The following is a 14,821-nucleotide window of genomic DNA, read 5'->3' on the forward strand; positions in this document are numbered from 1 at the left end:
TCCCTCATCCTTTCACATTTGTTTCTTTAATATTAGAGTTTTCATTTGGTACATCGCTTTTTAAAAAGTAAATTACAAATAGTAACATAAATAGAAAAGTCAATATATGAATAGGTATTAACACAGCATCTGACCATTTAGCCATACCTTCATCTACTTTTAATTCATGAAGTGAAAATATTGAAATATTAAGCACACTACCTATCCAAATCGTTGACCACAAGGACATTGTTTTTACATAAATTAACCCGTACAAAATTCCTAAGAGAAAACCGGTTACCATAATAACAGGGCTTGGTTGAAATAAACCATAAATAACAGCATTTAATAATAGAGCAAAAGGTAGAGGAAGTACTTTTCGAAATTCATTAAAAATAAGTCCTCTAAATAATATTTCCTCATAAAATACACCTATAATCCCTACCCCCAAAAACGTATAAATAAAGTATTCTGATGTTGCAAATAGCTCTATATATGACTGTAATCCTGGAAAAGATTCAGATATATATGAAATATTCATTAAGGAAATAAACCAAATTGATCCTGCAAATCCAATAAGAGTAAACCAAACCATTTGTTTTATATTCAACATTGAAAAATTACATATAGACCATAAACTCTCGTATTTTTCTTTTAAATACATCTTTTTAATTTTAAAAATTAAAAAATACATGATAAAAATCATTGAAACTGTAGCAGTTAATTGTATTGGAATATTTGATCCCATAAACGTTTTATACCAGTCTACATGGTTAAATATATAAGGATTAATCACATAAAAAGCTAACACTGCGGCACCAAAGTAAACGACTATATTCATTAACATAAGTAGCCATTTTTTTAATAGACTCATCAATTTACAACCTCTCTATCAAAATGATTTAAGATGTTTGATTGTTCTTCTCTACTCACTTTTTTTGTCTTTAAAATTTGCTGCAATAAAATAAATGCTTTTTTCAGTTGTTCTTCATCTAACAATTCCTTCTGCTGTGTCCATTGCTGTTGCATCTGTTGAAGTTTTCTATATGGTTGAATCACACCTTTTTCATACTCATTTGAATCCCAATTATAATTAGGAGTAGTGATGGCAGCGGTCATACACTGTGTAATAAAATGAATGGCAGACTGTTGTTTATTAGTTGATGAAAATTTCATCATCAGTTCATCTCTATCATTTCTTTTATCAAAGGAAAAAGACTTTATCGAAGGTTCAATCCGTTTGATCAAGTTTTTTAAAACTGTTCTAGGACCTAACTCTATCGTTGTTGTGACGCCTTTGTTAAATATATATTCCATTGATTCAACCCATCTCACTGGTTTAATCATCTGAGACACCAAATTTAACTTTAATTCATCTAAATCCTCAACATGAGGTAGTCCAGTTACATTGGATAAAACAGGTATTTTGAATTTTTGAAAAGAATATGATTTTAAATGATCTCCAAATTGTTCTGAGGCTTTGGTCATTAACTGATGATGGAATGGACCACTTACTTTTAGCGGGGTCACATTCCCTCCTTCTTGAGCACATTTCTCTGCTACACGTTTAACTTCATAGGAATGACCTGTTAAAACTAATTCCTTTTCTGCATTGTAACAAGCAATAGATACAGTACCGTTACCATCTGTCATTTGCTCAATACATTGTTCTACTGTTTGTGCTGATAGTTTTGATACTGCTGTCATCGCACCTATATTTTGTTCCGTTTCTTGCTGCATTAATTCTCCTCTCGTCCTGACTAATTTTAATGCGTCTGAAAACGTAAGTACTCCCGAACAAGTCAAAGCTGAAAATTCTCCTAAGCTATGACCCGCTAACATGTGTGGATTAAGCCCCAACTCATATTCAATCACTCTAAAATAAGCAATACTTGTAGTTAACAAAGCAAGTTGTGCATTTTTTGTTTTTGTTAATTCTTCAGAAGGGCCTTCATCACATAAAGTTTGAAGATTCATCCCCAAAACATCTTTCGCTTCTTCAAAAACCTCCTTTGCTATCGAATAATGATTTACTATATCCTTTGACATTCCAACATATTGAGAACCTTGACCTGGAAAAAGAAAAGCTACTCTTTCCATTACTCTTCCTCCTTCTTTGTTGCAGATACTTGAGATTGTGCAGCATATTGATTTGCTATAATGGTCGATAATTGTTTGAAACCTTGAAGAAATTCCTTCATTTTGTTGCTTGAAATTTTCTTACCATTAAATTCAGAAATAAGCATAAGTTCTGAACCTATTTCCATAAAGCCCAATGAAATATGAAACAGATTTACAATCTCCGTATCTAATGAGGACTTTCTCGTATGAATAAATAAAGGTAAAATATTGTATTTTTGGTGACTCATTTGTGCTTGTTTTAAATCATCCAATGTGTACGTCTGAGTTGGATTTTTTTCCTGTATCGTTGTTTTTAAATATGGTGGAATATCTATGAAATTTGTAAATTGATCTAAATCTAGTTTTAATGCCATATAGCTCTCATCACTAGTTAGAACTTGAATTGGAATCTGTTTGTTTTTTGTAATTTGCGCAAATAAATATCCGTATAAAGCGAGTAAAATATAACTTAATTCCAAATTTAGTTGGTAACTCATATCTTTAAAAATTTGAAATTGCTCTTCCTCTAACTTAAATGAATAGGATCGAACGGCCTGTTGTGATGTGCTTTCAAAATAAGTTTCTGGTAAGTGTACAAATTGAATTGGCAACTCACTTTTGTTTGTACTTTTGCTTTGAATAAATTCGGACAATTTTGCAATGGTTGGGTACGAGAATAAATCTGTCACCTTTATTTGCTGCGGCCAATGTTCTTCCAATTTAGAATGTACTCGAATCAAAAGTAATGAATTCCCTCCTACTTCAAAGAAATTATCGTAAATCCCAATCTTCTCATGACCAATAGTTTCACTCCAAACATGAAGTAATTTTTTCTGTATTTCATTTGTTGGAGAAACAGTATTTAAATCATTCTCCCTATCCATCATTGGCTCAGGAAGAGCTTTTCGATCCACTTTACCATTTGAAGTTAATGGTATTTTATCTACCTTCATGAAATAAGCTGGAATCATGTAATCTGGTAATCTTGATAATAAAAATGATCTTATGTCACTCGCTGAAAGCTTTTGTTCTGAAACATAATAAGCACATAAATATGGATCGCTTGTTTCACTTATTCTATCTACTACAATCGCCTGTTGAATATCACCAATGTCTAATAACTGAGTTTCAATTTCGCCAAGTTCAATTCGGTATCCCCTTATTTTCACCTGATGATCCATTCTACCTAAATATTCAATTTGTCCGTCCTCATTCCATTTTGCTAAGTCACCCGTTTTATACATCCACTGACCTACTGCAAATGGGTCTGGAACAAATTTATCCGCTGTTAACTCTTCATGATTTAAATAACCTGTTGCCAAACCTTCACCACTTATACATAACTCTCCGCTCACACCAATAGGTTGTAATTGTAATGATTCATTCACAACGTATAACTTCGTATTATCAATTGGTTTTCCAATTGGTACACTCTGTTCTCCATTAAAAGGAGTACATTCATAGTAAGAAACATCCACTGTAGCTTCCGTAGGACCATATAAATTAATCAAATTTGTATTGTTTGTTTTGAACAAAGTCTCGTTAAACTGTTCAACCTGTTTCAACTGTAAAGCTTCGCCACTTGTAAATACCTGTCTTAAACTTTTTAATTTAGGTTCAATAGATTTACCAGATACATACTCAAAAAATACTTGTAACATCGATGGAACAAAGTGCATAGTTGTAATCTTATGCTTTTCAATGGCATCAATCATCGATTGTGGATTTTTTTCCTCTTCAGGTTCAAGCAGGTGAACTTGAGCCCCTGTCCAGCTCCACCAAAACAACTCCCACACAGAAACATCAAATGTACAAGGTGTTTTTTGCATAATGACATCTGATTCTTGTAATGGATATTTGTGCTGCATCCAAGTAATTCGATTTACAACTGAGTGATGTTTGATCATTACACCTTTTGGCTTCCCTGTTGAACCCGATGTGTAAATAATATAAGCCAAATCTTCAGAACTGCTAATATCTTTAACTTTAATATCATTCTTTTCATTGATGTAATTTTTAGAATCATTTAAAACGATGATTTCACCTTCAAATGAAATCTTTTCTTTGAACTCTTTTTGTGTTAAAACAAGTTTACATTCACTATCTTTTAACATGAAAGATATCCGTTCTTGTGGAAACTGGGGTGACATTGGCAAATATGCCCCACCCGCTTTTAATATCGCTAAAATTCCTATGATCATTTCAGGAGAACGTTCCACCATAATGGAAACAATTTCGTTTTTTGTTACTCCCTTTTCCCTTAACTGTACAGCTAACTGATTGGCTCTATTGTTTAATACCTGATAAGTCATCTTTTCATCTTTAAATGTCAAAGCAACATGATTTGGCGTTCTTTCAACTTGTTCTTCAAATAATTTATGGATGGTTTTATGTTTTGGATACTCACGATCTGTATTATTAAATTGATATAGTATCTGTTTCTTTTCTTCTTTTGACATGAAATCCATATCACGAATTTTAATATTTGATTGTTCTGTAACTATATAAATCAACTGTTTAAAATGATGGGCAAGTCTTTCAATTTTGGATTTATGAAATAAATCCACATTAAATTCAAAGTTTAAAGTCATCCCCTGCTCTTCTTCAATAGCTTCAAGCGTCAAATCAAATTTTGATTGCTGATGATTTATTGGAAGTTGTCTACCTAATAAATCATCAAACTTAACTGAAGGAGTCCCCATATTTTGTAAAACAAACATGACATCAAATATTGGGTTCCGACTTAAATCACGTTTCACATTTAATTTTTCTACTAAAGCCTCAAATGGAACATCTTGGTTTTCAAAAGCTTGAAGTGCATTGTGATTCACTTTTTGCAAAAATTGTTTAAATGTATAGTTTTCTTTCGGTTCATTTCTCATTGCTAATGTATTGACAAACATACCGATTAAATCTTTTAAGTCTGAATGTGTTCTACCTGTAATTGGACTTCCTATAATAATATCTTCCTGTTTTGTATACTTTGCTAATAAAATATTGAAAACAGCTAACATAACAACATAAATTGTTGTCTCATGTTCCAATGCTAAATTTTTAATAGACGATAACAATTGGCTGTCTAGTTTAGCCTCATACTTATCCCCCTTGCCACTGCGTACAGGAGGTCTTATAAAGTCAGTTGGCAATTGTAATGTAGGAAGTTCTCCAGATAAAATATCGTTCCAATACTTTTCTTGTTTTTCATATTTTTCAGTTGTGAAAAACTCCGTTTGCCATTCCACATAATCCTTATATTGAATTTTCAGAGGAGATAAATCTAACCCCTGATAAATTTGTACAAATTCTTTCGTTAAATTCACTATGGATAATCCATCTGAAACAATATGATGCATGTCAAATAATAGTATATTTTTTTCTTTTCCTTGATTTACTAACCCTACTCTTAATAGAGGTGCTGAACTTAAATCAAAAGGTTTCATAAAATCGACCATCATCTGGTTGATATTATCGTATGTCTTATCTAACTTCTCTAATTGAAAAGTCACTTCTGGATGAATAAACTGTACTGCTTCTCCGTCTAGTAATTTAAAAGATGTACGTAATACTTCATGTCGTTTTAATATCTTTTGAAAAGTATCTTGAACTAATTTTTCGTTTAGTTTACCTGTGATCTCCATTGTAGCTGGCAGATGATACGTTAAATTATCCCCTTCAATTTGATGAAGAATAAACAACCGTTTTTGAGCTGATGACAAATAGTAATGTTCACGTTTCACAGCTTTTGTAATTGTGATATGCTCGCTAAAGTTAGCTTTCTCAATATACTTGGCTATCTCCCTTATCGTTGGTGATGAGAAAATTTCGCTTAAAGGAATCTCAACATTAAATTGTTCGTGAATTTGTGTAATTAACATCGTAGCTTTAAAAGAGTGTCCTCCAAGTTCAAAGAAATCATCATCAACACCTATACGTTTTATTTCTAATACTTTCTGCCACAAACCTACTAGTTTTTCTTCAATGTCATTGGTTGGAGCAACGTATTTATCTGAATTCAATTCCACAAGTTTGACCTGATTCTGTAATTCAATTCGATTTATTTTCCCATTTGATGTTAACGGCATTTCTTTCAAAGCTACAAAACGAGCTGGAACCATATAGTCAGGAAGGCTTCCTTTTAGAAATGTTCTTATTTGAGCAACATCAAATGGACCTTGACTTACAATATAAGCCACTAAAAATGAATCACCTTGAAGATCTTCTTTCACTAGAACAACAGCTTCATCTATATTCTGATGGTCTAATAAACATGCCTCAATTTCAGCAAGTTCAATCCGATAACCTCTTATTTTCACTTGATGATCTAATCTACCTAAATACTCAATATTTCCATCTGGTAACCATCTTGCCAAATCACCCGTTTTATACATAAGCTGTCCATCTATGAATGGATTAGGAACAAACTTTTCCTTTGTCTGTTCTTCTTTATGGATATAACCTCTGGCTAAACCATCTCCTGAGATACATAATTCTCCTACAATTCCAATAGGCTGCAACTGATGGTGATTATTCACTATCCAAAGCTGTGTATTATCAATAGGTTTACCAATTGGAATTACCTTTGTATCTTCAAGTGGAGTACATGGGAAGCAGGATACATCCACTGTAGCTTCTGTTGGACCGTATAAATTAATGAGTTCTGCATTATTTTTTAGAGATATAAAGTCATTAAATTTGGCCACGTGATGGGAATGTAGCACTTCACCACTTGTAAATACCTTTTTCAAAGCATGCAGCCTTTCCCATTGATTCGTTTGATTCAAATAATCTAGGAAAATTTGCAGCATCGACGGAACAAAATGCATCGTAGTAATATTCTGCTTGTCTATTTCTTCAACGATATGTGCAGGATCTTTTTCTCCTCCAGGGTCCAACAAAACTAATTTGGCTCCAACAAAACTCCACCAAAATAGCTCCCATACTGATACATCGAATGAAATTGGCGTTTTTTGCAGAATGATATCTTGTTCATTTAACGAATAAGTTTTTTGCATCCACATGATCCTGTTGATAACAGAATAATGCTCGATCATAACCCCTTTTGGTTTCCCCGTAGATCCAGAGGTATAAATCACATAAGCTAGATTGTTATATTCACTTGTTTTATGTAACGCAGAAACGTCACCTGTATAATATTGACTATCCCCTACATCAATCATTTTCCCTTGAAAACCAATGGAATTGATCCATTTTTGTTGTGTAAGTATCATTTTGACTTGACTGTCTTCCAACATATATTGAATTCGTTCTTCAGGTAGGTCAGGTGCAATGGGCAAATATGCTCCACCTGCCTTTAAAATTGCAAAGATACCAACTATCATTTCCAAAGATCGTTCAGCCATTACTGCAATCACTTGATCTGACTGTACACCAAAACTTACTAAAGTTTTTGCTAACTGATTCGATTTTTCATTCAATTCACGATAAGTTAATTTCTCATTTTTATACTGTACAGCAATATTGTTTGGTGTTTTATTTGCTTGTTCAACAAATAATTCAACCACAGTTTTATTTTTTTCATAAGGTGATGATGTTTCGTTAAAAACATTCGTTATCTTGAACTTTTCCTCTTCTGAAAGAATATTTATTTCTTTGATTTTTTGTTCTGGTACATTCGTAACCGACTTCAATATATTTTGGTAATGCTCTGTAAATCTGACCATCGTTTCTCTTTTAAAGAGATTGCAATTATATTCCAAAATACATTTTAAGCTTCCATTCTCTTCTGGAAAAATATCCAACTTAAAATCTAACTTCGATGTATTCGAATGTAAATCGTATTGTGTAAGTTTCAAATTGTCTGCCTCTAGGCTATAGTTGGTTTCCAGTTGATTATGAAAAATGAGCATTGTATCAAAAAATGGATTTCGTGACCGATCTGTATCTTTCAATAGTTTTAATATCATATCATTGTAAGGATACTCTTGATGTTCGTAAATATTTCCAAGCAGCTCCTGCATTTCACTCATCATTTCATTAGAAGATAATTCATCATTAACCTGATAACGAACAGGTAAAAAGTTAGCAAACATTCCTAACATACGATGAATATCTGGATGTCTTCTTGCTGCAGTTAAAGAACCAACAACAAGCTCATCCTGCCCAGTATATTTATTTAATAAAATATAATACACCGATAGTAAATACGCATTTAAGGTAATACGTTTTTTATGACATGTTTCATTTATTTGTTCCGTTATATGTTTTGATACATTAAAATAAACGGTTTCTCCATCAAACGTTCTCTTTTCTTCTCGACGGAGGTCTGTTTGAAGCTGAAGTTGAGGGATAACTCCAGAGAGTTGATTTGCCCAAAATGATTCTTGTAATTGATATGATTCCGTCGTCTTCCAGTGTTCATTTCTCACTGCAAAATCTTTATATTGTATTGAGATAGGAAGTAATGAACGGTGTTGATATAAATCAAAAAATTCTTCCATTAATACATTGATAGAAATGCCATCCATTATGATATGATGCATATCAAGAATAAGTATACTTTCATCATTTTCCTTCTGTACCCATCCTGCTCTTATCAATGGAGGTTCATTGAGATTAAAAGGTTCAATTAACTCTTCTGGTGTTTCTAAATCTTTTAATTGAATCGATAGAGAAGGCATTATTTTAGAGTATATTTTTCCATCTATCCACTGAAACGAAGTTCTTAAGACTTCATGTCGATCAATTAATTGATTTAATATTTTCTCAACCCTCAATTTATTTGGTTTTCCTATCACATTAAAAGCTACAGGCATATTATAAGATTTACCGATACCTTCAAACTGCTCCTGAATATATAATCTCTTTTGAGCACTTGATACTGGATAAAACTCTTGTTCAGCAATTTTATTAATAGGGACATATGACTTTTTGTTTGCTTGCAAGATGTATTTTGCTTGTTTTTCTATTGTAGCAAGTTGATAAAACTCAATGATCGGCAGTTCCACTTCAAACATCTTTTCTACTTCAGAAGCTAAAGAAGCCGCTTTTAAAGAGTTACCCCCAATTTCTAAAAAATGGCTTTTACGATCAATTTGTTCTATTCCTAAAACTTCAGACCATAATTTTGTTAATTTCTCTTCTGTTTCATTCATAGGTTTTTCTATCATCACAGCTTGTTTTTGTTCTACAAGATATTGTTCCATTTCTTTTACGATTTCGAAATAATCCCCATCCTCATACTGAGAAGCAAGTTTATATCTTTGCAGCTTACCACTTGTCGTTTTTGGAATGCTTCTAACTGGGATTACGTGTTTAATTTCCAATCCAGTTTGCAAATGAATGAATGTTTTTAGCTCTTGCACCAACGGAATAAATGCATCCGTTTTTTTACGAAAAACAACAAATGTTATGATGTCATCCTGCTGCTCCTCTGCATTAAATACCCCACAAACGGCTATCTTACCTGCATCAACACCTGGGACTTTCTCTGCAATTCCTTCAATATCATGAGGGTACACATTCTGTCCGTTAATAAAGATGATGTCTTTTTTTCTTCCAGTTACAAATAAACGATTGTGTTTTAGAAATCCTAAATCTCCTGTAACAAGCCACCCATCCTCAGTAATCAGTTCATTTGTCGCTTCTGAATTGTTGTAATATCCTGAAGTTACATTTTTACCCCGAATTTCAATATTTCCTATTACACATTCAGATAGTGGAATATGTCTATCATTTGTAATCCTAATTTGACATCCATCAACAGCATAACCTAAGTCGACAAAATGAATTTCATTTGAGGATGTTTGATCAATGATTTCAACTTGATTTCCTAAACGAACCGACTCCCTTTTTACGGATATAGATTGTAATGTTTCTTCAACTGGTGGGAAGGAAACAGCCAAACTTGCTTCTGCCATACCATACACTGGAAACATCGCATTTGGCTGCAATCCATACGGTTCGAGGACGGAAAGAAAGCGAAATGCTAGTTGATCTGAAATGGGTTCAGCTCCATTAAAAATTAATCTTATTTTAGATAAATCCCAATGAGCTGCCTTCTCAGGTTTGAAGGTTTTTAGAAAATGTTTATATCCAAAGTTAGGGGAAGCCAATGAAGTAATTTTGTGTTCACTTGCTTTTTCCAGCCATAACATGGGTTGCATCACAAACAAAGTCGTTGGCATAATAAATTGTGAAATATTAGCATACATAGGTGATAGATGATAACCTATGAGTCCCATATCATGGGTAAGCGGCATCCAGCTTAATGTTGAATCCTGACTACTCGTTTTAGAATTTAATACGATCCCACGCATGTTTGCCAACAAATTATCATGCGTAAGCATCACACCTTTAGGTTTTCCTGTGGAACCAGATGAGAACTGTATAAAAGCAATATCACTACTTTTAACCTGCTCTACATTCCCTAGTTGCTTCAAATCACTAATTTCATTTATTTCAATCGTATTCCTTGCAACTTCTTCATAAGGTGCGGAAACTTCCATTTGGTTAAAGGTTTCTTTTAAAGAAGGGAGTATATCATAATCTGTAACTATTTTAGGATCATCTAAAATCTGATAAATTTCGAGTACTTTTTTACGATGTTCATCAGTTGTTCCTATTGTCACTGGAACAGGGATCATTCCTCCTAATACACATGCCCAAAATAATAATATAAAGTTCTCATTTTCTTGAATTTGGAATATTATTTCTTGCCCTTTTTTAATTCCTTGGCTCTGTAAACCATGAAGCATTCTTAATGATCTATCGTATAAATCAGAGTAATATAAGGATTGTTCTTCCTTTTTTTTAATAAACGTAATATGTTGACTATCATTTTTACAATTTTCTATCACATCGATTAAACTTTCAAATTTATTCATTTTAACACCTCAATCGGCTATTTTTATATCATTAACCCTTTATTGGTCATCATTACTTCTCGATCAGTGACTGTATCAAGTTCCTCAAGTTTCCCCATATCTACTCTAAATAAACGATCAGCAACACCAAAATATTTGTCATCATGTGTAATGGCTATAATGCATTTCCCTCTTGATTTTAGTTCCGGTAAAAGTGTAGTGTAGAAAAAATGACGATAATCAGGATCTTGATCTGCAGCCCATTCATCAAATAAAGCAAAAGGTTTATCTTCTAAATAACTAATTAATAATGCCAGTCTTTTTCTTTGACCAGATGATAGTTTAATCGTACTGAACCCTTCTTTTGTAATTTGAACCTTATCTTGTAAATGTAATATTTTTAAATATTTTTGAGCCTCCTCAAATTTACTTTCAAAATCAATACCGTATAATTTATCAAATAAATAAACATCACTAAAAATAACTGAAAAATATTCTCCAACCTCATCCGAGGTTATCACTTGATCGTTCAGCCTCAATCCCCCTTCATCTGGATCATATAGTCCAACTAATAATTTTGCGAAGGTTGATTTTCCGCTTCCATTTCCCCCTGTAATAAATATTATTTCTCCTGATTGAAACTGTGCATTGATAGGTCCTATTTTAAAATGATCACTATTTTGTTGTTTATATTGATAAAAGGCGTTTTTCAGTTCCAACTTCATATGATTTACTTTTGGTAAATTTATAGGGTTTACATTTTTGGTTTCCAGTTCATTTAAATCTTTCAACATTACATTCATTCGATTCCAGCTCACTTTAATCATGAGTAGCTCAGGAATAGAGTTGAGAATACCTGTTAGTGGACCTCCCATATATAAAAATACGAATACAAAACTTCTTAACATGTCATTTTGAATATTTACGAATAAAATGGGAAAAAGAAAAACAACCGCTCCTATCACTGTTACAAAAAGTAAATCACCTGTCACAATACCATATGCTAATTTCGTGTCTGCAACAGTGCGTTTGTTACGATATTGATTACAGCTTTCCGTCATATCCTCTTTAAATTCGGTGGACTTCCGAGCATTCAAGGATAATTCTTTATAACCACCAACTAAATCATTTATAAATTTAAAAAAATGATTTTGGATATCTCTTGTTTTCTCCCAATCCTTCTCAGCAGATTTGCTAATAAAATAAAATAGAATAGATGCGATTGAAACAACAAACAATGAAATGAGTAATCCATAAAAGCTAAGTAAACCAAGATATATAAGTCCAAATACGATGGTAATAGACCACGTAAACACATTTACGAAAAAATTCGCAAATCTACTAATGATCTCTGTATCATTATTAAGAGAAGCTTGGATCTTTCCATCCTCCATCGATTCTAGAGTAGCATAGGAAGTTTTTAAAACTTTTTCTACAAAATGTACTCTTTTGTAGAAAACAATATCGTTTGTGATTTTAATCAACTTAAACCGAATCACAATTTGACAAAACAAAAATAATAAAATAGACAAAATAAAATAAGAGAATAATAAATTTTTTGGTAATATTCTCTGGTCAGCTATCGTTTCATTTAATACAAATATAACCATCGAGTTTCCTAATCCACTAATAATACTTAAAGTAATTAATGATATGTATGGTTTCTCTTCATGTTTTGTATAAATAGAGGTCATCCACATGTAGGATGTAAATAAACATATTGATGTTAAAAGTAATGCTAGTATCCATTTCATTTGATTTGGAACAGGATTAAAAAAATAAATGGTTGCAGTATATAAACAGTAAACGACAAATCCAATCACTATCATTGAAAATAATATTCCAAACCATTGACGTTTTCCAAATCTTATCCTAACTCGATCTTTTTTATAGATTTGAAAAATCGTTCTTACATTAAAAAAACAAAGACTTAACGTGATGAGTGTAAATAAAGATAATATACTAATATAAACTAATTGCATAAAATACAGTTCCTTTCACTTAAGTATAGTACTCATCAAAAATTTAACCCTAATTAAACTATATTTTAAACTTTTAGCCATTTGCTGATTATTTTCTTCAAAATATATAAATGCATGTTTATATTGAATGTGTTCAAAGTAACTCTCATCATGAATTCAGCAGTACTATCGTATTGAATTCATGCATGCCATTCTTATCACAAGATATATTTAATAAATTTGCTTTGTACAACTTCTTCTGGAAAATGAATATACATAGACTTTTGTTCTTTTAACCAACATCATGTTTTGTGAATATTTATCAATCATCCTCCAATAACTGAGACTTTTATTCAGATACTATAACTTTTAAATCGACATTATTTGCAACAATAAAGTATCCCTTCTTAACTTGTGAGTTCTCAGAAATTTTTTAATATCGTAACTCCACCTCCAAAATTATTTCATTTGGAATTTTTTTATCTTATAAAGAAAATTTAAGCAATTAAAAATCTTCTTCATCAATGAATTTATAAACATATATAGAATATTATAGAGTTCAAATGTTAATAAATAAAAACGCTATTTTTGTCATATTTAATTAAAATAATGAAAATTATTCTATTATTCCTCCTAATTCTCTATATTTCATAAAACAATATACATATATGTATATTGTTTTATAACTAAAGATTATAATTCTTAAACGATAAAAAAGCGTGACTTTTATGTCACACCTTAGACTTACTTTATATGTTGTATCATAGGATATAGGTAAATATTCTGCATAATCTGTTTTTTAAAAATATGTTTATAAAAAAAAGTGTGATACTGAATCACACTTTATAATAGATCTATTAACTTACTTCTCACCGATATTAGGAAGTTTAGTTTTTGCTATGCTTTGATCTAACTGTTCATATTCATAATATCCGATCGTTTCATACAATTCTTTTCTCGTTTGCATCTGTTCAAGGGATTTCACTTGTGTTCCAGAATTGAATATTTCTTTAAATACATTTTCATAAGCTTTTGCTGCTACTCTTAAAGAAGTTACTGGATAAATGACCATGTTATAACCCATTTCTGCAAATTGCTCCGCTGAGTAGTATGGTGTTTTCCCAAACTCAGTCATATTCGCTAATAAAGGACCTTCTATCAGCTCAGCCATTTTCCTAAATTCACTTTCTGAACTTAATGCTTCAGGAAAAATAGCATCGGCCCCTGCTTGAACATAAGCATTAGCTCTTTCTACTGCACTGTCAAATCCCTCAACTGATTTAGCATCCGTGCGAGCTACAACAAGAAGAGTCGGCGCTGCTGTTTTTATCATTTTTATTTTCTGTACCATTTCATCTGTACTTACTAATTTTTTTCCGTTTAAATGGCCACATTTCTTAGGTAAAACCTGATCTTCAATTTGTACTGCAGCCACCCTAGCTTCAACCATTTCTTTGGCAGTACGAGCTACGTTGATAACTTCTCCAAAACCAGTATCAATATCAACTAGTAAAGGTAAGTTTGTAGTTCGAACTAGCTCACGTGCTCGCTCTGCTACCTCTGTAGAAGTTACAATACCTATATCAGGCAAGCCACGACTTGCAGTATATGCTGCACCAGATAGATATAGTGCTTTAAAGCCAATTTTTTTTGCAATAAGTGCTGCCATTGCATCGTGTGTACCTGGTAATTTTAATATTTCATTACCCATGATAAGATCCTTCATCTGTGTAGCTAAATCTGTTTGATTCACTTCTTCTTCAATTAACCAACTCATATGTATCCTCCTCAATTGTTCATTTCATATATGAATATAAAATAATTGTACATTCTTTACTTCCATACTAACTGGATTTATCTATGAGATCAAGAAAGACAAATATAAAAAACCTTTCCAGTTGATATCTATATTCAAACTGAAAAGGTGTTTTCTTTATA

The 14,821-nt window shown here is 32.1% G+C and carries 5 protein-coding genes; all 5 read right to left on the reverse strand.

The genetic code is table 11. The annotated features are described in order from the left end of the window. Positions 1–4: 4 nt before the first annotated feature. A complete protein-coding gene (locus tag EPK97_RS18200; RefSeq protein WP_162038060.1) occupies positions 5–853 on the reverse strand; it encodes a CPBP family intramembrane glutamic endopeptidase in 849 nt (282 codons plus the stop codon). Further along, positions 853–2,079 (reverse strand): ACP S-malonyltransferase, encoded by a 1,227-nt coding sequence (gene fabD / locus EPK97_RS18205; RefSeq protein ID WP_162038061.1) that lies wholly within the window; start codon positions 2,077–2,079, stop codon positions 853–855. The genes EPK97_RS18200 and fabD overlap by 1 nt, the downstream gene beginning before the upstream one ends. After that, positions 2,079–10,943, reverse strand: coding sequence for a non-ribosomal peptide synthetase (locus EPK97_RS18210; protein WP_162038062.1), 8,865 nt, complete (start codon positions 10,941–10,943; stop codon positions 2,079–2,081). Before EPK97_RS18210 ends, fabD begins: the two co-directional genes overlap by 1 nt. A 23-nt stretch (positions 10,944–10,966) precedes the next feature. Continuing rightward, entirely contained in the window at positions 10,967–12,904 is a 1,938-nt protein-coding gene (locus tag EPK97_RS18215) for a cyclic peptide export ABC transporter (protein ID WP_162038063.1), read from the reverse strand. A gap of 841 nt (positions 12,905–13,745) precedes the next feature. Continuing rightward, positions 13,746–14,609, reverse strand: a complete 864-nt coding sequence (gene prpB / locus EPK97_RS18220; protein ID WP_420826811.1) for a methylisocitrate lyase — start codon at positions 14,607–14,609, stop codon at positions 13,746–13,748. Positions 14,610–14,821: the final 212 nt, after the last annotated feature.

Origin of the sequence: Chengkuizengella sediminis, assembly GCF_010078385.1 — a bacterium.
GTDB lineage: Bacteria > Bacillota > Bacilli > Paenibacillales > KCTC-33759 > Chengkuizengella > Chengkuizengella sediminis.

Excerpts from the sequence above, each read along its gene's own strand:
- EPK97_RS18200 (WP_162038060.1), bottom strand. The coding sequence starts at position 853 with ATGAGTCTATTAAAAAAATGGCTACTTATGTTAATGAATATAGTCGTT.
- fabD (WP_162038061.1), bottom strand. The coding sequence starts at position 2,079 with ATGGAAAGAGTAGCTTTTCTTTTTCCAGGTCAAGGTTCTCAATATGTT.
- EPK97_RS18210 (WP_162038062.1), bottom strand. The coding sequence starts at position 10,943 with ATGAATAAATTTGAAAGTTTAATCGATGTGATAGAAAATTGTAAAAAT.
- EPK97_RS18215 (WP_162038063.1), bottom strand. The coding sequence starts at position 12,904 with ATGCAATTAGTTTATATTAGTATATTATCTTTATTTACACTCATCACG.
- prpB (WP_420826811.1), bottom strand. The coding sequence starts at position 14,609 with ATGAAGGATCTTATCATGGGTAATGAAATATTAAAATTACCAGGTACA.